Genomic DNA, 23308 nt, shown 5'->3' with positions numbered 1-23308 from the left:
GCGTGAGCCAGGATTTTTCCGCTATAAAATGCTTAAGCAGCGGCAAAGCATAAACACGTTTGTTACGCGCGTGAGGGTTAAATACTTAAACATTCTGAACATAAAAAACCGGAGCGTAAGAATGACTCAACCGCTGTACTGGCAAATTAGCCTTAGGCAGTTATTAAAGAAAGCAGGGAAAGGCGGGGCTGGATAGGGGTTTCTGCTTTCAGGCTGAACCTGCCTTGTTTGCCGTGACGGTAAAACAAATCTCGCCTGAAAAAGTAAAGCAGGCCAGAGCCTGCTTTGTCTTTATACGTAAAGAGACGCTTCACCCGGTGGGCGCGTTTTAAACCGGCGATGTAGCCAGAGGTACTGCTCCGGCGCGCGCATAATCTGGCTTTCGATCACCTTATTCATGTAAGCAGCAGCGGCTGATTCATCTTTGTGAGGATAGTTTTCCAGAATCGGTTCAATAATCAGTTTATAGCCATCGTTGCCGGGATTACGAATCAGCATGATTGGCACCATAGCTGGCTTGGCCAGGCGAGATAAAACATAGGTACCGTTCGTTGTCGCTGCTTTCTCAACGGCAAACAGTGGCGCAAATGTACTGCCTTTAGGGCCGTAATCCTGGTCCGGTGCAAACCAGACGGATTCGCCCTGCTTAAGTGCCTGCACCATGCCGCGCAGATCGCGACGGTCAATCATCGCCTTGTTGGAACGCATCCGGCCTTTGGTTTGTACGTATTCCATCGCGCGGTTGTTATGCGGACGGTACATAGCCATCATCGGCTGACACAACCCGCTGATGCGGCCACCCAGCTCTAAGGACATAAAATGGATGCCGATTAACATCACGCCACGGCCTTCATTTTGAGCTGAATAGAGGTTTGCAAGGCCAGAGACGTTGAATAAACGTTTAACCGCATGATCAGGCCAGAACCAGGCAATACCCGTTTCAACCAGTGCCATACCGAGAGAGGCAAAATTACCCGCGATCATGCTTTCTTTTTCTTCGTCACTGATAAAAGGAAAGCAGAGTTCAATATTACGACGGGTTATACGCTCTCGGCGCTGAAGGAAATGACGGGAAAGTTTACCGGCACCTGCACCCAATCTCATCAGAACAGGATAAGGGAGTTGAACCAGAAGCCAGAGAATGCCTAGACCGAACCATGTAAACCAATAACGCGGGTGTAAAAGTGTGCTGCTGAACTGCCTGGTGTTTTTCATCATTGACCTTAAAGGATTGATGGATGTAACGCAAAAAGACCCATTCCTTAAGTTCCCAAGCGGTACGGCTGTACTAACTACGACCAGCACTTTATCAAAAAGTGCCCTCTGTCACAGTGAGCTTTCGTCATCCTGTGGAGTAAGACGATCGATGGAATGGCCTACTGAACGAACAAAACAGGGTGGTGTTTTGTTTTTTAATGATTTAAAAACAACGTCTTAAGTATACTCTTGTAAAGCCAGAACGTTAAGGGAAGCGTAGGGAAATTAAGACAGTTCTGTACTCACAAGCTAAAATCTTTTCGAAAAACTTACATTCAGAGTGGCAAAATTCTAAAAATTTGCTAAAGACGAGTATGCGCCGGGATGTGATGAAAAGCGACATGATCCGTGCGATAAGTGATTTCGGCAGATCATAAGAGGAGAGAGTAAGGACATGCGTCTTCACAGGCTATACACGTCTGTCCCTGTACGTCACATCATAGCCTGAAAGAACATGCTGTACAAAAAAGGAGCGCTAGTAGTAATTCACAGTCATCATGCGGTAATTACCGACTTTTTTTAACTGCATCGTGCCCAGCTTGAATGGCAAAGATTGCTGGCTGTCATTCAACCCTAGGGTGGCAGCTTCGGTTTTACCTCCTCTTGTGCAGCTTTGCTTAATCTGAGAATGAACAATCAGGGTATCACATCCGGTCTCCACAATAGCACCACGAAAAGTGATTTGGCCGCCAGTTGCAAATGACGAGGATGATAGTGCCATTAAGACAAATACATAAGTTAGTTTTTTCATGGCTTCACACTCTGTGTTGATTTTCATAAACAAAGAACGGCACCAAATAATAAAACTTTAGTCGATCGTGCTTTTTTATTTTTTAAAAATTATTTTATACGATAGTGTGAGTGATTAGCACTTACAGACTCTTATTAATGCCGATTTCTGGAAGAAGCTTAGTGGATTATAGTTCAACACCTTATGGGCATTTGTTTTCTTAAAAGATTTTCTCTTTTTTAACAAATTCGCCTGAATACTGGGCGGTCAATCACAAAACAACCCGTTTCAATAATGCGTATGAAAATTGGGGTGCAGGTAGGCTGAAATGCGGCATACAGGTCATGTATCACCCAGATGAAAACATGTTCATTATCCGTACTTGGATTGTTGTGCGTCTGGGCTTCTTCGCGTTTTAGTTTCCGGCCTGCTTATCACATCTCACTATTCGGTTAGCGAAGGTTCTTCGGTGAGGACGGTTTACTTAAGAAATAAGGAGGCCTTGCCGAGAGGGCTGCATAATACTGACGATAAAAATCAATTCCATGTTCCGTTAAAAAAGGGAGCACCGAAAATGATAAGTTAACACTAAAGGGTTACAGATTTTATCTGTCTGACCAGAAAGCATCAGTAAAACGGGCGCCCAGTGCGCTTACAGCAGGTTGTTGAGCCTTTTTTACGCGCCTAAGTTTGCTGAGCCGCAATGAGAAAAGTCCGCTATTACGCGGACTTGATAATGATGAGGTGAAGTAGTAAATGCTATAAAGCGAAATTAGCTATTACTCGATATTTTGAATCTGCTCGCGCATCTGTTCAATCAGCACTTTCAGCTCAATGGCTGAATTGGTGATCTCTGCATTAATCGATTTCGAGGCCAGAGTGTTCGACTCGCGGTTGAACTCCTGCATCATGAAGTCGAGCCGACGTCCGACGGCTTCTTTTTTCTTCAAAATGTTGTACGTCTCTTTAACGTGCGCATCCAGGCGATCCAGTTCTTCTGCTACATCCACACGTTGCGCCATCATCACCAGTTCCTGCTCCAGGCGGTTGTTTTCCAACTGCACTTCGGCGTCCTCCAGTTTGGCGATCAGCCTTTCACGCTGCCACTTAATGACATCAGGCAGTTGAGCTCGCACTTTACTGACTTCATGCGTTACCGCTTCCAGACGCTGCTCGATCAGGGATTTCAATGCGCTGCCTTCGCTCTCACGTGCAGCAATGAAATCATCCAGTGCGCCATCCAGCGCCTGAATCAGCTGTGTATTAATCGCGTCCAGATCCTGTTCTGGCGCAGACATCACGCCAGGCCAGCGCAAAATATCCAGTGGATTGATCTGGCCTTCGTCGCTCTGCATCTTCACCCAGTTAGCGGCCTGAACCAGCTGTTTAGCCAGCGACTCGTTCAGCATCAGCTCGCCTTGTGCGCCGGGATCGGCATCAAAGCGCAGATTACATTCGATTTTACCGCGCGTCAGACGCTGGCGAATGCGTTCCCGAATCATCGGCTCCAGTCCGCGGAATTGCTCTGGCAGACGAATATAGGTTTCAAGATAACGTTGGTTAACGGAACGCAGCTCCCAGGCGGCGCTGCCCCATTCGCCTTTAACTTCACGGCGGGCGTAGGCGGTCATACTGCGGATCATAAGCGTTACTCATTTTCAGAAAGATTAAAGTCAGTATAACGAGGCAAAGCTAACCATAACAGGTGTAAGCAGCAGCAGGATGAGAGAACAAATTATTTCCGCTTTCAGCAACAGGCACTTATGCTGTTTACTGGCTTACTCGTTGAGGACCCCGTTTATGTCTCACGTATTACGCTTTCCTGTAATGCTGACCTTACTGCTGGCTGGCTGTCATTCGCCATCACCGCCACCTGTGCCATCAACCCGACCTGTTCCCATATGTGCTGGCGGTGAGGTGATGATGCAAACCACATTGTGGTTTGGTCTCAGTAAGCCACAAGGCGGTAGCGTGAGTTCGCTGGACTGGATGAATTTTATCGATAAACAAGTGACGCCTCGCTTTAAAGCCGGGCTCTCTGTTTATGATGCGCAAGGGCAGTGGTTGGGTGAAAACGGTCAGCTGGCGCGTGAGAAAAGCAAAGCGCTGGTGCTCATCTATAACTTTGACAGCGATAACAACAGCCGTGTCGAAGCACTACGCGAGCAGTATAAAAAACAGTTTGGTCAGGAATCGGTCATGCGTGTCGATTCGCCTTCCTGCGTGAGTTTCTGATGCCATTAACGGCGGCCCAGGCCGCCGTAAGATGATCAGATAAACAGTCCGGCGAATGCAGCCGAAAGCAGGCTTACCAGGGTCGAACCATATACCAGTTTCCAGCCAAATCGCGAGACGACGTTCCCCTGTTGTTCGTTCAGCCCCTTAATCGCGCCTGCCACAATACCAATCGACGCAAAGTTAGCAAACGAGACCAGGAATACCGACAGGATGCCTAATCCACGCGGCGTCATGCCTGCCGCCACTTTCTTCAGTTCGATCATGGCGACGAATTCATTGGCCACCAGTTTAGTGGCCATAATGCTCCCAGCCTGAAGGGCGTCGACGGCGGGGATGCCGATTAACCAGGCAAAAGGGTAAAAAACATAGCCCAGGAGCTGCTGGAAACTGTAGCCAAATAGCGCTGCGAACAGCGCATTGACGGCCGCGATCAGCGCAATAAAACCGATCAGCATTGCCAGAATGATCATCGCCACTTTAAAGCCCGCCAGGATGTACTCTCCCAGCATTTCGAAGAAACTCTGCTCCTCATGCAACTTATCCAGGGCTACAGGCTGTTCCTCGCTTTCCTTACCGGGATTAATAATCGATAGAATGATAAAGGTGCTGAACATATTGAGCAGTAGCGCCGCCACGACATAGCGAGCCTCAATCATCGACATGTATGCACCGATAATGGAAAGCGAGACGGTAGACATAGCGGTTGCCGCCATGGTGTAAAGGCGCTTCGGCGGGATATCCGCCAGAATACCTTTATATGCGATGAAGTTTTCAGACTGACCCAGTACCAGCGTACTGACCGCATTAAACGATTCCAGCTTTCCCATGCCGTTGATTTTAGACAGGACAGTTCCCACCAGGCGGATTAGCAACGGCAGAATGCGCCAGTGCTGCAAAATACCAATCAGAGCGGAAATAAAAACAATCGGGCAAAGTACGCCAAGAAAGATAAAGGCCAGGCCCTGCTGACTCATGCCGCCAAAAACAAACTCTGTGCCTTGTGCAGCAAAACCCAGTAATGTTTCAAAGAAGCTGCCCACCGCTCCCACGAGCGCCAGTCCACTGGCAGAATGAAGGAAAAACCAGCCCAGCGCGGCTTCAACGATAATGAGCTGAATGATATAGCGCGGACGAATGTGTTTACGGTCATGACTGACCAACAGCGCAAGGGCGAAAATCACCACCAGCGCCAGCAGGAAATGTAAAATAGCGGCCATAGTTTAATCTGTTCGTAAAATGCGGCAAAAGGTAGGGCATTTAGCCATACTCCCACATGAATTTCATCCTGAGCCTTACAGCCCACTGCAAGAGACAGCGGGCCAGGAAGTCCGTATAATACGCAGCCAATCATTTGCAAGCCGGAGATAACCATGCGTCCAGCAGGCCGTAGCGCACATCAGGTGCGTCCAGTCACATTGACCCGCAATTACACTAAACACGCAGAAGGTTCCGTTCTGGTGGAATTCGGTGAAACCAAAGTGCTCTGCACTGCCACGGTGGATGAAGGTGTTCCGCGCTTCCTCAAAGGACAGGGACAGGGCTGGGTCACTGCCGAATATGGCATGTTGCCGCGTTCAACGCATAGCCGCATGGCACGTGAAGCCGCGAAAGGCAAACAGGGCGGCCGCACGCTGGAAATTCAGCGTCTGATCGCCCGTTCACTCCGCGCAGCCGTCGATCTTAAAGTGCTGGGTGAATATACCATTACGCTTGATTGCGACGTCATCCAGGCTGATGGTGGCACCCGTACCGCATCTATCACCGGCGCCTGCGTGGCACTGGCGGATGCACTAAACAAACTGGTTGCCAGCGGTAAGCTCAAAGCGAACCCGATGAAAGGGATGGTCGCGGCGGTATCTGTGGGCATCGTTAACGGTGAAGCCCTGTGTGACCTTGAATATGTTGAAGACTCCGCTGCTGAAACCGATATGAACGTCGTGATGATGGAAGACGGCCGTATGATCGAGGTGCAGGGCACGGCGGAAGGCGAACCTTTCAGCCATGAAGAGTTGCTGGCACTGCTGGCGCTGGCCCGCGGCGGCATCGAAGAGTTAATTCAGGCGCAAAAAGCAGCGTTGGAAAAATAAAGTAACAGGCGACCGCAGAGTCGCCTTTTTTTATCTGAGGAGTAAGACATGAAAGCCTGGCAGCGGCAGTTTATTGAATTCGCACTGAATAAGCAGGTGCTTAAATTTGGTGAGTTTACGTTAAAATCTGGTCGTAAAAGTCCCTATTTCTTTAATGCCGGTCTGTTTAACAGCGGGCGAGACTTAGCGCTGCTGGGGCGTTTCTATGCGCAGGCGTTAGTGGACAGCGGCGTGGATTTCGATTTGCTGTTCGGGCCCGCTTATAAAGGGATTCCTATTGCGACCACGACAGCGGTTGCCTTAGCCGATCATCATGACCGGGATGTGCCTTACTGCTTTAACCGTAAAGAGGCGAAAGATCACGGTGAGGGCGGTCTGCTGGTGGGAAGCCCGCTACAGGGTAAAGTTATGTTGGTCGATGACGTTATCACGGCAGGCACGGCAATCCGCGAGTCGATGGATATCATTAATGCCCATGATGCGAGTCTGGCTGGCGTCATGATTTCACTGGATCGTCAGGAGCGTGGCCGGGGGGAGCTTTCCGCTATTCAGGAAGTGGAACGTGACTATTCCTGCAAGGTTACCGCCATTATCACGCTCAACGACCTGATCGACTATCTGGCTGAAAAAACGCATATGGCCGATCATTTAGCGCAGGTGCGTGCGTATCAAAAAGCGTACGGCGTCTGATTACAGGCGGGCGCTGCCCGCCTGCCTGTTACACCAGCTGTGCCGCAATCAGCGGCCAGCGGGTGTCAAAGTCAGCGGTGGGACTAAAGCGGAACTCCGAGCGAACGTAACGCGACAGTAATCCTTCACACAGAGCCATTAGCTGACTGGCTAATAATGCTTCATCGGTTTGAAAGCCTTCACCCTCTCGCATTTTCCGCTCACGCATCACCTGACGTAGCTGGACTTCAATGCGCTCAAACAGCTGGTTAATGCGCCCTTGTAAACGATCCTGTTCAAACATCAGCGCGTGACCCGTTAAAATACGTGTCAACCCCGGATTACGCTCACCAAACCCCAGAATCAGCTGCACAATAAGACGCAGGCGCGCCATTGTTTCTTTTTCATCTTTAAGAATGAGATTGATGCGGGTAATCAGACTGTCTTCAATAAATTCGATCAGGCTGTCAAACATCCGTGTTTTGCTGGGAAAATGACGATACAGCGCCGCTTCCGAAACACCGACGTTGGCCGCGAGCTTCGCGGTAGTGATTCGTTGGCTGCCATCGCTGGACTCAAGCATCTGCGCCAGCGCCTGCAAAATCTCTTCGCGACGATTCCGCTTTACGACTTTTTTTTCTGCCATGCCCTTAAAAACCCCTGAATTTCACCATAAACAGGCAACACCTACGCATCAGCCACAAGATAAACACCTATGGCGATGAGAAATAAAATGATGAGCGTAAGTGAAAATAGGTAGTGCTGGTTACTGACGACCTGAGTGACCGAAGCCGCCTTCACCGCGCAAGCTGGCATCAAACTCTTCTACCAGATTGAATTCGGCCTGAACGACAGGAACAAAAACCAGCTGGGCCATGCGGTCGCCCGGCTGTAGCGTAAAGCTTTCCTGACCCCGATTCCATACCGATACCATCAGTTGACCCTGATAATCGGCATCAATAAGCCCCACCAGGTTACCCAGTACGATGCCATGTTTATGGCCCAGTCCTGAGCGTGGGAGGATGACAGCGGCAAGGCTCGGATCGGCAATATGGATAGCCAGGCCGGTAGGGATTAATGTTGTAGTCCCGGGGGCGATTTCCATCACGTCATCAATACAGGCACGAAGATCTAACCCAGCGGAACCCGGTGTCGCATAGGTCGGCAATGGAAAATCTTTGCCGACGCGCGCATCCAGAATTTTAACGTCTATTTTTTTCATCATAACGGCTGACAATCTCGTCTATTAAAAGTTGACCAAGGAGTGACTTATCGCTGAGCGGTAAGGTCTTTTCTCCTTCCTGCCAAAAAAGGTGAAGAGCATTGGTGTCGCTATTGAACCCTTGTCCAGCTTTCGACACGTCGTTAGCACAGATCAGGTCCAGCTTTTTACGCGCGCGTTTTTTTCGGGCGTATTCTTCCACATTCTGGGTTTCAGCCGCAAATCCAACCACAAAAGGCCGGCCCTGCGTTAATGCGGCAACGCCCGCGACGATATCGGGATTTTTAATGAGCTGCAGGGTGACATTATCATCGTCATCCTGTTTCTTGATTTTCTCATCCGCAATGTCGGCTGCCCGGTAGTCTGCCACGGCTGCGCTTGCAATGAAAATATGTTGTTTATTTATCTCATCCATCACCGCAGACTGCATCTCCCGTGCCGACGTTACATCCACCCGCTTAACGCCCACGGGCGTTGCTAAGCTAACCGGGCCACTAATCAGTGTGACGCTGGCACCGCGTCTGGCGGCCGCGGCCGCAATGGCAAAACCCATTTTTCCTGAGCTGTGGTTGCTGATATAGCGCACGGGATCGAGGGCTTCACGAGTCGGGCCGGCGGTAATCATAATGTTGAGATGTTGCAGATCGTTGACGGGGCTGGCCCACTGAACCGCATGGTCAACGATAGCCAGTGGGTCGAGCATGCGGCCCGGCCCGACATCGCCGCATGCCTGGCTGCCGCTGTCAGGCCCCCAGATGAATACGCCGCGCGCCTGGAGCGTCGTCAGGTTCGTTTGCGTGATGGCGGCGCGGTACATCTGTTGATTCATCGCCGGCACAATCGCGACAGGCGACGCGGTAGCCAACACGGCGGTTGTCACTAAATCGTTCGCCATACCGGCTGTCACGCGCGCGATTAAATCCGCGGATGCGGGTGCCAGCAGAATCAGATCGGCCCATTTGGCCAGCTCAATATGGCCCATGGCGGCCTCGGCTGCCGGGTCGAGCAGATCGTCCATTACCGGGTAGCCCGATACGGCCTGGAGGCTGAGGGGCGTAATAAACGCTTTTGCTGCATGGGTCATCATCACGCGCACATCGGCACCGCGATCGCGCAGACGGCGCACCAGCTCGGGGGTTTTATAGGCTGCGATGCCACCGCTTACGCCTAAAAGCACTTTTTTACCGGCTAATCCCATCATGCAGTTGACCTCGTTTTCAGTTGCCGTACAGCCACGGCGGAATGGGCGAATTTTATCACAAAACCTTGCCGTCACCTGTTCAAAGGCTGCGTTTGCGAGAAGTGCCGAAGAATCACATTTGCTCACTGGTCGCGTGTTAACTGCCAGAGGATGATACAGGGGGCGACAGGGAGAGCAGCAATGAATCATTTTCTACCACGGGAAAAACTCAAGCGACTGGGCGCAGATGCATTAAGCGATGCAGAACTGCTGGCCATCTTTTTACGTACGGGTTCAAGAGGCGTACCGGTGATGAAGCTGGCGCAGCAGATGTTGCAAGAGCTGGGGTCGCTTTACAACATCGTGAACGCCAGTGCGGAGGATTTCAAAGGAATCAAAGGGGCGGGGGAAATTAAGCTAATTCAGCTACGTGCCGTTGCTGAGCTGGCTAAACGGTTTTTCGCCAGCCAGTTGGCCCGTGAAAATACCCTCGACAGCCCGCTTGCGACACGCCAGTATCTGCAAACGCTGTTAGCAGAGCAGGAACGTGAGATTTTCATCGTGATGTTTCTGGATAATCAACACAGGGTGATAACCGCCCGGCAAATGTTCTCAGGCTCGATTAACAGTGTGGAAGTGCATCCGCGCGAAATTGTGCGCGAGGCGCTTAAAATTAACGCCGCAGCGTTAATCATCGCACACAATCATCCGTCAGGAAGAGCCGAGCCGAGTCAGGCTGACCGCGACATTACCGTTAAAATCTGCGAAGCTTGTCGGCTGGTCAATATTCGCGTGCTCGATCATTTAGTGATTGGACGGGGTGAATCGGTCTCATTTACCGAGCGGGGATGGCTCTGAGCCTGAAAATCTGGTCCAGGTGGCGGATTTTTACACGATCATTCGGGATCTTTATCTGTTCGGGACTTGAGCACTTGGGCCGAGCGGCGTATACTACGCCACCTTTGAGAATCTCGGGTTTGGCGGTTAGGCCAGCTTAGCGGGTTCCATGGAACTCGCCTGGCGGGCTGTAAGCCTGACGAGGCGGCCAAAACCTAATTTTTAAAGCTCGAGCTGATTTGATTTTTGGAGAATAGACATGTCACGAGTCTGCCAGGTAACTGGAAAGCGTCCGGTGACCGGTAACAACCGTTCCCACGCAATGAACGCGACGAAACGCCGTTTCCTTCCGAACCTGCACTCACACCGTTTTTGGGTTGAGAGCGAGAAGCGCTTCGTTACTCTGCGTGTATCTGTAAAAGGTATGCGTATTATTGATAAAAAGGGCATTGATACGGTGTTAGCCGACATGCGTGCCCGTGGTGAGAAGTACTAAGAGTACTAAGGAACTGAATCATGGCTAAAGGTATTCGTGAGAAGATCAAGCTGGTTTCCTCTGCTGGTACAGGTCACTTCTATACCACCACGAAGAACAAACGTACTAAACCAGAGAAACTTGAACTGAAAAAGTTCGATCCGGTTGTACGTCAGCATGTGATCTACAAAGAAGCCAAAATTAAGTAATTTTGGTTTTCTGCAAAAAACCCGGCTCAGGCCGGGTTTTTTGTTTGTGTAATGCGCAGGGGAGAGGTTATGCCAGAGTTGCCAGAGGTAGAAACCAGCCGACGCGGCATTGAGCCACATCTGGTTGGTGAGACAATTCTTCACGCAGTCGTGCGCAACGCGCGTTTGCGTTGGCCAGTGTCACAAGAAATCCTGGCGTTAAGCGATCAGCCTGTGCTGAGCGTTCAACGTCGTGCCAAATACCTTTTACTCGAATTGCCGCACGGCTGGATTATTATCCACCTGGGTATGTCAGGCAGTTTACGTGTCCTTTCAGAAGAGTTGCCCGCAGCCAAACACGATCATGTCGACCTGGTCATGAGCAACGGTAAAGTCCTGCGCTATACCGATCCCCGGCGTTTTGGCGCCTGGCTGTGGAGCAGCGACCTGGCCGGCAGTAGCGTACTGGCACACCTCGGCCCAGAGCCGCTGAGTGAAGCGTTCAGTGGTGACTATCTGTTTGAAAAATCCCGCGGAAAGCGAACGGTGATTAAGCAGTGGCTAATGGACAATAAAATTGTCGTTGGCGTGGGTAACATCTATGCGAGTGAGTCACTGTTTACGGCAGGGATCATTCCTGATCGACCCGCAATGAGCCTTTCCCATGAAGATGCGGCGATATTAGCGAATACCATCAAAGCGGTACTGTTGCGCTCAATCGAGCAGGGCGGAACAACATTACGCGACTTTTTACAAAGTGATGGCAAACCGGGCTATTTTGCACAAGAGCTACAGGTTTATGGTCGCGCGGGAGAGCCCTGCAGAGCATGTGGCACACCGATTGTCAGTGGCAAGCATGGGCAACGCAGCACTTACTGGTGCCCCAACTGTCAACACTAAGGCAGTTTTGCCAGCAGAGCCTGGTGGACAGGCGCGGGCAGGAAGGCCGAGACGTCTCCGCCGTGCCGCGCCACTTCTTTCACCAGGGTAGAAGAGATAAAAGAAAAGTTTTCCGATGGCATCAAAAACACGCTTTCCAGCGTCGGCAGCAAATGCCGGTTCATACGCGCCAGCTGTGTCTCATATTCAAAATCCGACACGGCACGTAATCCGCGCACCAGAATGTTTGCCTGCTGAGTGCGGGCAAAGTTCGCCATCAGATCGCTGAAACCTGTCACCTCAACGTTCGCCAGATGCGCGGTCGCCTGACGCGCCAGCGCAACTCTTTCATCAAGCGTGAATAAGGGCTTTTTGCTCGGGCTGGCGGCAATGGCTACGACCAGCCGGTCAAACATCTGCGCTGCACGCGTCACAATATCGATGTGGCCTAATGTGATGGGATCGAAGGTGCCTGGATAAATAGCTTTCGTGGTCATGTGCGCCCTTTCGCCGAAGCATGTGTCAGCGCCCATAGCGCTGCATATTTGTTGAAGGTGTACTGGGCATTGACGACCGCCAGCAGCCAACCCTGTTTACCATCAAGAAAGCCGGCACGCAGCAGCAGCGTTTTCGCGAAGGCGCCGAGCGCATGACTGAAGACCGAAAACAGGCTGCAGGTTTTTCCGCGCTGAAATCGTTCCTGTGCCCAGGCCTCCGCATAGGCCAGCTGCTTACGCTGGAAAGCCATCAGGTTACGACAGGTCAGGTGTTGTAAATCGCCTTTGAGGGCCTGCACGGAGGCGCCTTCGGTGTTGAGTGACTCATGCACGCTGTTATCGTTATAGCTTAACGTACGTGGGTAAAGACGCATCACTCGATCAGGGTACCAGCCGCTGTGGCGCATGAATCGCCCCAAAAAAAGATTACTGCGGCTGAAGCTGTAAACGGTGTCGCCTGGCGGCGCCTCGAGCACCCGTTCAATGGCCTGACGTAACTCTGGCGTGACTCGCTCATCGGCGTCGATCATCAAAATCATGTCGCAACTGGCAAAACTCTGCGCCCGCTGGCGCTGTTTGCCGTAGCCCTGCCATTCCGTCGCCTGAAAAACCTGCGCACCTGCTGCCCGGGCCAGCGCCATAGTGTCGTCCGTGCTGCCAGAATCCAGCACGATAATCTCATCGGCCCAGCTCACTGATGCAAGACAGTCAGGCAGCAGCTCTGCTTCATTTTTGGCAATCATCACGACTGAAAGGCGTTGGCGAGTGGATGTCATTAATGGGCTCGTGGCGGCAGGTGTGGTTCAAGTAACTGCAGCAAACGCTGAAGGGCGCCCTGGTTTTGATGCAGCACTTCTACGGCATGGCGTCCGTAGTAGCGACGATAATCATCGTCCTGCAGCAGGTTCGTCACCTCTTTTACCAGCGATGCGACATCAGTAACGGTAATCAGCCCCTGTGCCTGTTGCAGCTTGCTACAAATATCTTTGAAGTTCCAGGTATGGGGGCCCATAAGCACAGGAATAGCATGAGCGGCGGGTTCGAGCGGGTTATGACCACCGCGCTCAACCAGGCTGCCGCCAACAAAGGCCAGATCGGCAATGCCATACAGCAACATCAGTTCACCCATCGAGTCGCCAATCACAACCTGCGTTGAGCCGGATGGGATTTCACCGCTGCTGCGCAGGGTAAAACTGAAGTTGCGCTTCTGCGTCAGCTCTCGGGCATCGTTAAAACGCTCCGGGTGACGCGGCACCAGAATCAGCAGCAAATCCGGAAAGGTTTGTAATAAGCGACGGTGCGTATCCAGCAGGATAGCTTCTTCACCCTCATGAGTGCTGGTGGCAATCCAGACAGGGCGACGGGGCGCCCATTGCCGGCGTAGCGTTACTGCTCTTGCGGCCAGCTCGGGCGTAACAGAAATATCAAACTTCAGGCTGCCGGTAACCGACAGATGCGAGCGCTTCAGACCGAGTTGCACAAACCGCTCACCGTCCTCGGCGTTTTGTGCGGCGATCAGCGTGATACTTTGTAAGAGATTACGCATGAACTTGCCAAGCTTGCGATAGCCTTTAGCCGATCGTTCCGAAAGTCGGGCATTAGCAATCACCAAGGGAATATGGCGCTGGTGCAGGATACGAATGATGTTAGGCCACAGCTCGGTTTCCATAATGATCACCAGGCGTGGATTGACCGTATCAAGAAAGCGATTGATGGCGTTGGGGAGATCGTAAGGCAAATAAACATGATGCACATCTTTGCCAAAAGCAGACAGAGCACGTTCAGAACCGGTTGGCGTCATGGTGGTGACGGTGATAGGTAGCGTTGGATAGCGATGACGTAGCGCGCGCACCAACGGCACTGCCGCCAGGGTTTCGCCCACGGAAACCGAGTGTAAAACGATGCCTTCAGGCTTCACTTTTCCGGCGCAATAGCCATAACGCTCTGCCCAACGTTTACGGTAGGCAGGAGCTTTACGACCGCGCAGCCACAGGCGCAGCCAAATAAGTGGCTGAATGAGATAAAGCAATGCGGTGTAAATGGTCGTCATAGTTACCGTTATGACACGTTGGCGTCAAAAAAGCAGATTAAAGTCAGAATACAGCATCTTATCAGAAACAGCATAATCACTCATCCCACATCATGCGTGGCGACTCAGGACCTGCTGATAGAGCCTGTTCAATGAATGTGCCAGGTTTTGCGGCGTGTAAGGTTCAATCCTGCGTCTTGCTGCTTCGCCCATTCTGCCGTCAACGGTTAAAGCAGAAAGGGCATTAATGGCCTGATTGAGTCCTTTTACATCCAGCGCATCACGAACAAACCCTTCCTGACCTTCGCGAATAAATTCAGCGCCGCCACACCCGGTGCTGGTGATCACCGGCAACCCGCAGGCCATGGCTTCCAGCACCACGTTGGGAAAAGGATCGTAAAGGGTGGGCAGAAGCAATCCATCAGCAGCATGGTAATAGGGCTGCACATCCTGCTGTACGCCGACAAAACGAAGCCGCTCACTGCAGTGAAGCTGACTGGCTAACTGCTGATAACGTTTTGCCTGTTTGTCCTGGCCGACCACGATCAGATAGCGGTTACTTTTGGCCAGCGCTTCAATGGCGGCTTTGAGGCCCTTACGTTCAAATCCCGAACCCACATAGATCAGAACAGTCGCGTTAGCGGGCAGGTTCAGCTGTGTCCGAACCGCATGGCGGGCGGCCTCTGTCGCAGGTTGAAAGCGCGTTGAATCAATGGCGTTGTGAATGACATGTATTTTGTCAGCCTGCAGTGCGAAGCAGCGCAGGATGTCTTTTTTTACCATCTCAGAATTACATATCACCGCTTTCAGTGCTGGGGAGTTAAACATATCGGCTTCTGCCTGCAGAACATAGCGATGATATGGGCTGAGGCTGGCGCTAAGACGCTGCAGGGGCGAAACAATACGTGCCCGTTGTTCAAGCCAGACACGATGAACGCCATCGCCTGCCCGAAAGATGTCACAACCAGCGATACGCTCATGGCTTTGAACAATATCGAACTTTTCACGTTCCCAGCAGGCCCGCGCCGCGTGGGCAAAACCGCGTTCACGTGAAACCCGTCCCAGTTTCCCTGGATTGCAGATATGCAGGTGCCAGTCCGGGTTGGGCTTTCCTTCCCAGCTTCGGGTGATGATATTGAGATCCAGTTTTTCGCTACCCAGGGCTTCCAGCGCGCGTGAAATAAAGCGTTCGGCCCCGCCATCAGGGCGGTATTTCTGCCGGACAATCGCCAGGCGTAACTTACTCATTTAGATAGCTCCTTGCTGCGGTAACGACGTCCTCAACCGGGATAACGGACAAGTAACGTTGTTCGGTACGAGTATCAATGGAATCCGGAGAAGGAAGGGGGCCATAGTCACCAGCCCAGATGACCCGATTGTTGTCACCCCAGGGGCGCCAGTGCTGCAGTTTTGTCGGGCCGAAAAGCGCAATGCAGGGCGTGTCGAGCGCGGCGGCCATGTGCATCGGGGCTGAGTCAACGCCGATAAAGAGCTGAGCGCGAGCAATAAGTGCAGCCAGTTGTGGCAGAGAGAGTTTGCCTGCCAGCGAGATAACATGCGGAGACTGGCACTGCGCCAGAATCTGCTCAACCATCGCCAGCTCACTATCATCCGGTCCTGCTGTCAGGATGACTTTTCGGTCGGCTTGAGCCAGCTGGTCGATAGTGGCTGCAACCTTGTCTTCCTCCCAGCATTTGAACTGCCAGCGAGAGGTAGGCTGCAGCACGATATAAGGGGGCTTCACCTGCTGCTGAAGCAGCATATTCTGCACTTTTAACGCATCGTCCGGGCTGAAGTGCATCGAGGCTCTGGCACCGTTGGCTGAAATCTGCAGCGGTGACAGAGCGGAAAGATTCTGTTCAACCGTATGTAAGCGCTCATGATTTTCTGTGGTAACCAAATGATTGTGGCACCCGCGCCAGAAGGCGTTATCACGCTTTTTAAACGCGAATCCAATGCGTACCGGCGCACCAGACAGTCCGGTGAGAATGGCACTGCGCCACTGATCGGCAAGGTTAATCACCAAATCGTAATGACAGGCTCGCACCGCTGAGACCAGTGCGACTTCATGGCGAAACGTCTGCCAGCCACCTTCCTTTTTCCAGTTTCGATCGATGATGTGCAGATGACGGACAGAAGGATGTGCTTCCAGCATGGGCCGGGTTTCTTTGTAGAGCAGGACATCAATGCTGGCCTGCGGATAATGCTGATGCAAAGCATTGATGACAGGCGTAGTCAGCAGCATGTCGCCGTGATGGCGTAGTTTGATTAACAGAATTTTTTTGGGTGCAAACTGGACTGGAATCGGGCTTGTCATACTCAAATGCTCTCAGAATTCAGTGAGCCGATTGTAGGGCAAACCCTTTTGAGGTTAAAGCAAGTGACGCCGCTTATTTCCTGCGCCAGTAATAAATTCGACCCAGCCATAGCAGCAGGTGATACCACTGTTTTACACCGCGCGCATTACGCAGCATACGCGTGTGTGTCTGGGTCGCGAAGATATCGGCAATCATCGCCTGTCGCGCTGATTCGTCCGGTTCGCGTCGGATACTGTGACAGACGCTCAGGGCTTCGTAAGTAATCTGATAGTGAAAGGCCGGATAAATTTTTACCTTATGGCGATAGCGGCTGTTAATTGACTCCAGCATTTGCGCAATTTTCAGATAGTGACGCTGATATTCAACGTTACGCAGGCCGGTTCGCTTGCGGTTGCTGATTGAAGCATCGTGCAGATAGTAGCGATACAGCTGTTTATCGGTATAGCGCGCGCGTTTTACATTCAGCATGAACTCTGTGGTCCACGGAATATCCTGATGATGCAGGCCGGGTTCAAAATTTAGCTTCAGTTTTTCAATCAGTTCGCGTCGGTAAATACCGAGCCAGACAACATGTTTATAGCGATGAGTCTTCAGCGCCTTGTTAAGCCACTCAGGGCCGCTAAGGACGGATGTACTTGAGAGTCGTTCAGGCGGTATCAACGGCTGGGTTTCATTGCTAGCCTGGAAAAACCATTCGGCATTGCATTGCGCCACATCGAGAACGTCTGCCTCTGCCATATCGACCAGTATCTGATACATCTCTGGCTTCATGGTGTCATCAGCGTCTGGAAAGGTTACGTACTTACCGGATGCAACAGCCAGCCCGGCATTGCGCGCACGCGAGACGCCACCGTTGGGCTGGTGGATGACCTGAATGTGGGGGTAGCACTGTGCATAGCCGTCTGCCTTCTCACCCGAGCCGTCAGTGGAGCCATCATCGACGAGGATGATTTCAAGGGATGTCAGCGTCTGAGCCAGCAAAGACTGAATAAACGTCTCAAACATGGCACCAGCGTTAAACATTGGTGTGATTATTGATAATAAAGGCAAATTCTGTGACACAGCATTATGAGTTCAAATGAAAATGGAGCAAATTTTTAACAAAATTATTACTCAAGCGCTCAGAACTTTTTTTGCATTACGGGTCAAATAGTCTGTGTAGCAGAAATTTATTTTTTCGCCACTCTCAATGCCGGGTGCTTTACAGCCAGGACAGGTATCCCTAAACCGAGTATTGTATGAAAAATATCCTCGTCATCAGGCGCGACAACATTGGTGATATGGTTTGTACCACACCGTTACTGGAAGGCATAAAGACAGCCTTTCCTGAAGCTAAACTGACGCTGTTGGTAAATAAAGTGGCGCAGGATGTGGTGCTGCATAACCCGCATATTGACGCGCTGCATGTCTATAAAAAAGCCAAACATCGCAGTAAGAATGAAAGCGCAGTGGGCGTTTACTGGCACCGTTTAAAAATCTTTTGGGCTTTACGTAAAACGAAGTTTGATGCGGCGGTACTGGCTAATCCGGTTCCCTGTAAATACAGCCTTCGCCTCGCGCGTATGGCGGGCGCACAACATATCATTGGCGCAGGTGAAAAAGGCGATGGTCTGACAAAATGTTTCGACAAGGGCGATTTTTCAGGCCAGCATCAGGTTGAACAAACGTTTAGTTATCTCACCGCATTGACGTCGTTACGTCTTGTCGTTCCTGATGTGCGAATTTATTTAACGAATACAGAAAAAAAAGAAGCAGAACAACGTATCAAGGTTTTTTTTCCTCGGGGACAAAGTTTTTATGGCATTCACATTAGTAGTCGTTCGGCCAAGCGTCGCTGGTCGTTGGAAAGCTATGCGCAATTGATCGAAAAATTGTTAGATGAATCGGATGCACACATTTTAATTTTTTGGTCACCTCAGGGAACGCTGGATCCCAACGATCCTGGCGATCAGGCTCGCGTAGAGGCATTGTTAACTAAAGTAAATTCAGAACGCGTTGCTGCATATCCAACAGCAACGATTCGTGAACTTATGGCAGGCTTTAACTGTTGTAAACAAATACTGTGCAGTGATGGTGGACAAATGCACATCGCAGCAGCACTGCATAAAAAGCAGGTGGTGTTTTTCGGCGATACGGATGCTGCACTTTGGCACCCATGGTCAGGAAAACATGAAATTCTTCAGACTGACTCTGGGGAGAGCACGGATATCAGTGTCGACCAGGCCTGGCTGGCCTGGCAACGACTTGAGTCCATCTAACGAAAAACGGCTGGATAACATGTTTTGTCCAGCTCAGGATTTAAACCCCTCAGGGTGACTTAATTGCCAGCGCCAGGCATCTTTTACCATATCGTCCAGATTGCGCCTTGCCTGCCAGCCAAGCTGTTGTTTTGCCAGGGAAGGATCTGACCAACACTCACCAATATCGCCGTCTCGTCTGGAAACAATCTCATGTGGTACTGGTCGCCCGATAACCTTTTCAAACGCACGCAGGATATCCTGAACAGAATAGCCGATACCGGTGCCGAGATTGTATATGCTTACACCTTGTCGGCAGTTAACCGCATCGAGTGCTTTGAGGTGGCCTTCAGCAACATCCATTACGTGAATATAGTCCCGGACTCCGGTTCCGTCTTTGGTGGGGTAATCATTGCCGTAGATCAATAATTTTTCCAGCTTACCGACGGCGACCTGCGTAAGATAAGGTACGAGATTTGCCGGAACACCATTGGGATTTTCGCCGATCATACCGGATGGATGTGCCCCCACCGGATTAAAATAACGCAAAATAATCACAGAGAAATCGGGACAGGCTCGCGAGTAATCCTGCAATATCTGTTCAATCATTAATTTAGTTGTGCCATACGGATTAGTCGTGCCACCGATGCGTGCATCCTCTCGCAAAGGTATACATTCTGGTTGGCCGTAAACGGTGGCAGATGAGCTGAATATTAAATTATTGACGCCCGCCCGGCGCATTTCCGCCACAAGAACCATCGTGCTTTTTAAATTATTGTCGTAGTATTCCAGCGGTTTACACACCGACTCACCAACGGACTTTAGCGCGGCAAAGTGAATAACCGATGAGATAGCATGACGAGAAAAAATGGCTCTGACCTGATCTACATCGCGTACATCGGCTTGATAAAAAGCCAGCGATTTACCACTAAGGGCTTCCACACGATTAATTGACTCTGAAGATGCATTGCAAAGATTGTCTATGACGACAACTTCGTGACCTGCCTCCAGAAGGGTCAGCACAGTATGTGAACCGATATAACCGGCGCCGCCGGTAACCAGGATAGCCATATCGTTCCTTGTTATTTCGAGTCGCTATTTTTATCGGCCATCAGGCTGAGATAACGTTCGATGATAAGATTGATGTCAAATTTAGCATACATTGCAGGCGTAATGTCAGGCGGAGACTGCCAGCCATGGCGGATTTTAGTGGCTAATGAAGAGGCATCAAGTGCAGACTGATAGCTGGCCAGTTCACCCACCATGATTTCTTTCACCCCTCCAGGACAAGCGGTGCTGACAACAGGTGTCTCACAAACCAGTGATTCGATCAATACTGTAGGCAAGCCCTCACTGTCCGAACTCAACACAAATAAACGCGCATCTTTTAGTACGGGTATAGGATTGGACATAAACCCGCCCAACACCACCTTATCCTGCAGGTTAAGTCTGACAATAAGCGCGTTAAGTTGTTCCGTAACCGACTTCTCTCCCTGACCGAGGATAATGAGTTTGGTGGGAATGTCAGCCATAGCAAATGCTTCAAGAAGACGGTCCTGTCGCTTAACCTGATGAAGACGGCCAATATGCAGAATGTAGTTTTCACCTGCAAAGGGATTGTGTCCCATCGAACGTTGTTTGATTTTATCAAAATCAAAAGGGTTATAAATGGTCAACCTCTTGGCAGGCCTGACGCCCACATTATTGATCATGTCCTCCCCTACGGCTTCAGAAACCGTCACAATATTGCGTTGGTGATAGGTGCGTTGAATTTTGTATTTTTTTAAATAACGAGAAAACGCATTTTTATTACCAAGGTACGAACGGGAAAAAATACCATGGATACAGTGCCAGACATTACATTCCTGTAACAGGCGAGACCTGACAACAATACGATCGGTTTTATGCAAGCTTGAAATGACAAGCGCGGGTGGCCCTTTTTCAGCAAAAAGTAGTTCAAGCCTGTCATCAAGCTGGCGTGCCCGGCGTGAGAGTTCAGTTAACTTGCGAAGCGGACCTGTACCATTATCGTGACACACTCGGTAGTCAATATTGCCGGGAATGGTGTAGTCTAGTTTCTTACTAAGCGATATCAGTGTGACCGGATAACCGCGATGCGCGATGCCCTCAGCCAGGGTTAACGTCACGTTTTCAGCGCCACCACCCGGTAAGCCATCAATGATAAAAAGAATATGTCTTGTCATGATAATGCCTGCCCGAGTCCTAAAATTGTTATCAAAATCTTAATCTAGTATCTATGTCATTGCTATGATTAAAGTTTTTATAATTCATGGTAACTAAATGAATTTGCGCAGATGAGGTCTGGTGCGTAACATAGCTATTCATTTTTTTGGGATTAAAGCCATTATGTCAAGACTTGCATTTCTCATTACTATCGATACTGAAGGCGATAATCTTTGGGAGAATCATGACAGCATCACTACACGAAATGCGATTTTCCTGCCGCGATTTCAGTCTTTATGCGAGAAATATGGCTTTAAACCTACCTGGTTGACTAACTATGAAATGGCCGTCGATCCTGTCTACGTTGAATTTGCAAAGGATGTTATTGCGCGTGGCCAGGGTGAAGTTGGGATGCATCTCCATGCGTGGAATAGTCCACCTCTGCATGACCTCACCGGCGACGACTGGCGGCATAAGCCATACTTAATCGAATATCCTCATGCAGTCATCAGGGAGAAAGTTAAGTACATGACTCAGCTTCTTGAGGATACCTTTCAAACTAAAATGCTCAGCCATCGCGCCGGGCGCTGGGCATTTAACGAATATTATGCCAGTTTGTTGACGGAATTCGGTTATCAGGTTGATTGCTCAGTAACACCTCGTGTTAACTGGAGCAGCTCGGTGGGCAACCCAGCCGGGAAGGGGGGAAGTGACTACGTTAACTTTCCACGTCGTGCTTATCTTATTGATCCTGATGACATTGCTAAAAGTGGCCAATCGACATTGCTCGAGGTTCCTATGAGCATTCAATATAAATATTCGCCTGTTATCAACAGCATCAAAATGGGCGTGAAAAAGCTGCGTGGCAAGCATCCTGTTTCATCCGTGAACTGGTTAAGGCCAGTAGGTGGCAATCTCGAACAGATGAAAAAAGTCGTCAATCAGTCTATCGCCGAAGGCGCAGACTATGTTGAGTTTATGCTCCATTCTTCAGAGTTCATGCCAGGGGGGAGCCCCACGTTCAAAAATGAAAAAGATATTGAACAACTTTATGCTGATTTAGAGCAATTATTTAGCTGGCTACAGCATCAAACGACAGGTATGACCTTGGCGGATTATTATGCAACGTTTAAGGGTGAATAATGCGTAAGCGCTGGAAATTTGAATTAATAAATCTTTATTTACGCACAGTTACCCGACGTAACGGCATGGTAGGCTCCAGAGCTGAATTTTTATCAGATAATCAACCAAACGACTTCAAAAATATTGTCATTTATTCTACGACAGCGCTGGGAGATTTCATGATGAATACACCAGCGATAGGAGCCCTGCGGCAACGTTTTCCCGATGCCTGGATCACACTTGTAGCACATCCTAAATTTCGTGATTTTTTAACGGGTGGAAACGACTGGGATGACGTCGTCTACTGGAATAGCAAAGTTAAACAGGTGCCTGCCCTTGTAAAAGCGCTTCAGAAAAAGGGCCGTCCAGAATTGGCCGTGATTCTTCATTCACATGCGCCCTATGACTATACGAGTGCTGTTTTAGCTGGTGCCAGTTATATCTTCCGCGATAACTATCATGATGATGAATCTCTAATTGATCGCTGGTTGACTAACTATACCGTGGGTTATAAAGGGCATCTTATACAGCGCAAACTGGAGCTTATTGCGCCACTGGGGTGTGATACTTCAGCCGTTGAAATGCGGTTGCCTCATTTGCCGCCAAAATGTTTCACGACACGAGAGAGAAAAAAATTAGGCTTTCAGTTAGGTGCATCTTCCCCTGAACGTTGCTGGCCCATCGACTCTTTCGCCGCTGTGGCTAAACGCGCACTCTCCCATAATGAAGATCTTGATATTGTTTTAATCGGTGGTCCGGGAGAAGTGGTTTTAGGACAGCAGTTTATGGCACAACTGAGCCCTCAATTGCATCATCGTGTGGTCAATACGATTGGTAAAACTTCACTGCCACAACTTGTTGAAACAATAAATCAGTTTGATGCTTTACTGACCGGCGATACTGGACCTTTTCACGTCGCGATCGCACTGAAAGTACCAACGCTCAGTCTGTTTGCGACGGCTCAGCCTGTGTTTAGTGGGCCTTATCAAGATCTGAATATCCACCATGCCATCCTGGGCGTCCAGTCTGCCCTGAAGGCCGAGACATTAGGTGATGGTGCGATGAAGTCCATTTCTGTAGAGCAGGTTATAGATACATTTGAAGATTATTTCGATGTCTTAAAGCCTTTATGACAACATCGAACGCAATAAATAGTAGG

Annotated in this window: 25 protein-coding genes; 10 read left to right on the top strand and 15 right to left on the bottom strand. The window is 50.2% G+C overall.

Annotated features, from left to right (window positions below; translation table 11 throughout):
• Nucleotides 1–291: 291 nt before the first annotated feature.
• From lpxP to QLG08_RS17205, 3 genes are all read right to left on the bottom strand, one after another.
• Complete coding sequence (gene lpxP, locus QLG08_RS17215; protein ID WP_014333004.1) at nt 292–1215, bottom strand: kdo(2)-lipid IV(A) palmitoleoyltransferase; 924 nt, start codon at nt 1213–1215, stop codon at nt 292–294.
• A 517-nt stretch (nt 1216–1732) separates the two neighbouring features.
• Nucleotides 1733–2008 (bottom strand): hypothetical protein, encoded by a 276-nt coding sequence (locus QLG08_RS17210; RefSeq protein WP_019105388.1) that lies wholly within the window; start codon nt 2006–2008, stop codon nt 1733–1735.
• Nucleotides 2009–2766: 758 nt separating this feature from the next.
• Nucleotides 2767–3630 (bottom strand): YicC/YloC family endoribonuclease, encoded by an 864-nt coding sequence (locus tag QLG08_RS17205; RefSeq protein ID WP_013027746.1) that lies wholly within the window; start codon nt 3628–3630, stop codon nt 2767–2769.
• A gap of 157 nt (nt 3631–3787) precedes the next feature.
• Between QLG08_RS17205 and QLG08_RS17200 the strand changes: the two genes are divergently transcribed.
• Nucleotides 3788–4222: a DUF3574 domain-containing protein gene (locus QLG08_RS17200; RefSeq protein ID WP_014333006.1), complete on the top strand. Its 435-nt coding sequence runs from the start codon at nt 3788–3790 to the stop codon at nt 4220–4222.
• A 35-nt stretch (nt 4223–4257) separates the two neighbouring features.
• Here the strand turns inward: QLG08_RS17200 and QLG08_RS17195 are convergent, their stop codons facing one another.
• Complete coding sequence (locus tag QLG08_RS17195) at nt 4258–5442, bottom strand: nucleoside transporter C-terminal domain-containing protein (RefSeq protein ID WP_161611129.1); 1185 nt, start codon at nt 5440–5442, stop codon at nt 4258–4260.
• Between the two features lie 153 nt (nt 5443–5595).
• On the opposite strand from QLG08_RS17195, the gene rph reads away from it, so the two are divergent.
• Together rph and pyrE are read left to right on the top strand one after the other, a co-directional pair.
• A complete protein-coding gene (gene rph, locus QLG08_RS17190) occupies nt 5596–6312 on the top strand; it encodes a ribonuclease PH (protein ID WP_013027743.1) in 717 nt (238 codons plus the stop codon).
• Between the two features lie 48 nt (nt 6313–6360).
• A complete protein-coding gene (gene pyrE / locus QLG08_RS17185; protein WP_013027742.1) occupies nt 6361–7002 on the top strand; it encodes an orotate phosphoribosyltransferase in 642 nt (213 codons plus the stop codon).
• Between the two features lie 28 nt (nt 7003–7030).
• Here the strand turns inward: pyrE and slmA are convergent, their stop codons facing one another.
• The 3 genes from slmA to coaBC form a co-directional block, all read right to left on the bottom strand.
• On the bottom strand, nt 7031–7627 hold the full coding sequence (slmA, locus tag QLG08_RS17180; RefSeq protein WP_072137333.1) for a nucleoid occlusion factor SlmA: 597 nt from the start codon (nt 7625–7627) through the stop codon (nt 7031–7033).
• Between the two features lie 120 nt (nt 7628–7747).
• Nucleotides 7748–8206 (bottom strand): dUTP diphosphatase, encoded by a 459-nt coding sequence (gene dut / locus QLG08_RS17175; RefSeq protein WP_014333008.1) that lies wholly within the window; start codon nt 8204–8206, stop codon nt 7748–7750.
• Entirely contained in the window at nt 8184–9404 is a 1221-nt protein-coding gene (coaBC, locus tag QLG08_RS17170; protein WP_014604740.1) for a bifunctional phosphopantothenoylcysteine decarboxylase/phosphopantothenate--cysteine ligase CoaBC, read from the bottom strand. Before coaBC ends, dut begins: the two co-directional genes overlap by 23 nt.
• Before the next feature lie 150 nt (nt 9405–9554).
• Here coaBC and radC point away from each other — a divergent pair, with 150 nt between their 5' ends.
• The 4 genes from radC to mutM all read left to right on the top strand — a co-directional run bounded on the left by radC (nt 9555) and on the right by mutM (nt 11783).
• A complete protein-coding gene (gene radC / locus QLG08_RS17165) occupies nt 9555–10241 on the top strand; it encodes a DNA repair protein RadC (RefSeq protein WP_013027738.1) in 687 nt (228 codons plus the stop codon).
• 238 nt (nt 10242–10479) lie between these two features.
• The gene (gene rpmB, locus QLG08_RS17160) at nt 10480–10716 is read left to right on the top strand and encodes a 50S ribosomal protein L28 (protein ID WP_006121249.1); all 237 of its coding nucleotides are present in this window, start codon (nt 10480–10482) and stop codon (nt 10714–10716) included.
• A 20-nt stretch (nt 10717–10736) separates the two neighbouring features.
• The gene (rpmG, locus tag QLG08_RS17155; protein ID WP_001051798.1) at nt 10737–10904 is read left to right on the top strand and encodes a 50S ribosomal protein L33; all 168 of its coding nucleotides are present in this window, start codon (nt 10737–10739) and stop codon (nt 10902–10904) included.
• A 69-nt stretch (nt 10905–10973) separates the two neighbouring features.
• Nucleotides 10974–11783, top strand: a complete 810-nt coding sequence (mutM, locus tag QLG08_RS17150) for a bifunctional DNA-formamidopyrimidine glycosylase/DNA-(apurinic or apyrimidinic site) lyase (RefSeq protein WP_014604742.1) — start codon at nt 10974–10976, stop codon at nt 11781–11783.
• On the opposite strand, the gene coaD is transcribed toward mutM, so the two are convergent.
• The 6 genes from coaD to QLG08_RS17120 form a co-directional block, all read right to left on the bottom strand.
• On the bottom strand, nt 11780–12259 hold the full coding sequence (gene coaD / locus QLG08_RS17145) for a pantetheine-phosphate adenylyltransferase (protein ID WP_014604743.1): 480 nt from the start codon (nt 12257–12259) through the stop codon (nt 11780–11782). The genes mutM and coaD overlap by 4 nt on opposite strands.
• Nucleotides 12256–13035: a glycosyltransferase family 2 protein gene (locus QLG08_RS17140; protein ID WP_015699302.1), complete on the bottom strand. Its 780-nt coding sequence runs from the start codon at nt 13033–13035 to the stop codon at nt 12256–12258. Before QLG08_RS17140 ends, coaD begins: the two co-directional genes overlap by 4 nt.
• Nucleotides 13035–14309: a lipid IV(A) 3-deoxy-D-manno-octulosonic acid transferase gene (waaA, locus tag QLG08_RS17135; protein WP_013027734.1), complete on the bottom strand. Its 1275-nt coding sequence runs from the start codon at nt 14307–14309 to the stop codon at nt 13035–13037. The genes QLG08_RS17140 and waaA overlap by 1 nt, the downstream gene beginning before the upstream one ends.
• Before the next feature lie 90 nt (nt 14310–14399).
• Nucleotides 14400–15536, bottom strand: coding sequence for a glycosyltransferase family 4 protein (locus tag QLG08_RS17130; protein ID WP_013027733.1), 1137 nt, complete (start codon nt 15534–15536; stop codon nt 14400–14402).
• Nucleotides 15529–16605 (bottom strand): putative lipopolysaccharide heptosyltransferase III, encoded by a 1077-nt coding sequence (gene rfaQ / locus QLG08_RS17125; RefSeq protein WP_161611130.1) that lies wholly within the window; start codon nt 16603–16605, stop codon nt 15529–15531. The genes QLG08_RS17130 and rfaQ overlap by 8 nt, the downstream gene beginning before the upstream one ends.
• Before the next feature lie 73 nt (nt 16606–16678).
• Nucleotides 16679–17668 carry a glycosyltransferase gene (locus QLG08_RS17120; protein WP_257793780.1) on the bottom strand — a complete coding sequence of 330 codons (990 nt, stop codon included), beginning with the start codon at nt 17666–17668 and terminating at the stop codon, nt 16679–16681.
• A gap of 176 nt (nt 17669–17844) precedes the next feature.
• Between QLG08_RS17120 and QLG08_RS17115 the strand changes: the two genes are divergently transcribed.
• The gene (locus QLG08_RS17115; RefSeq protein WP_238493033.1) at nt 17845–18864 is read left to right on the top strand and encodes a glycosyltransferase family 9 protein; all 1020 of its coding nucleotides are present in this window, start codon (nt 17845–17847) and stop codon (nt 18862–18864) included.
• Between the two features lie 33 nt (nt 18865–18897).
• On the opposite strand, the gene galE is transcribed toward QLG08_RS17115, so the two are convergent.
• Entirely contained in the window at nt 18898–19914 is a 1017-nt protein-coding gene (gene galE, locus QLG08_RS17110) for a UDP-glucose 4-epimerase GalE (protein WP_014604748.1), read from the bottom strand.
• A gap of 11 nt (nt 19915–19925) precedes the next feature.
• A complete protein-coding gene (locus QLG08_RS17105) occupies nt 19926–21047 on the bottom strand; it encodes a glycosyltransferase (RefSeq protein ID WP_014604749.1) in 1122 nt (373 codons plus the stop codon).
• A 163-nt stretch (nt 21048–21210) separates the two neighbouring features.
• Between QLG08_RS17105 and QLG08_RS17100 the strand changes: the two genes are divergently transcribed.
• Nucleotides 21211–22170 (top strand): polysaccharide deacetylase family protein, encoded by a 960-nt coding sequence (locus QLG08_RS17100; protein WP_029569278.1) that lies wholly within the window; start codon nt 21211–21213, stop codon nt 22168–22170.
• Complete coding sequence (locus tag QLG08_RS17095) at nt 22170–23282, top strand: glycosyltransferase family 9 protein (RefSeq protein WP_078829338.1); 1113 nt, start codon at nt 22170–22172, stop codon at nt 23280–23282. Before QLG08_RS17100 ends, QLG08_RS17095 begins: the two co-directional genes overlap by 1 nt.
• Nucleotides 23283–23308: the final 26 nt, after the last annotated feature.

It is taken from the genome of Pantoea sp. V106_11, assembly GCF_029967885.1.
Lineage (GTDB): Bacteria > Pseudomonadota > Gammaproteobacteria > Enterobacterales > Enterobacteriaceae > Pantoea > Pantoea ananatis.
The sequence above is the reverse complement of the archived record's forward strand: the minus strand, read 5'-3'. Positions and strand labels throughout refer to the sequence as shown.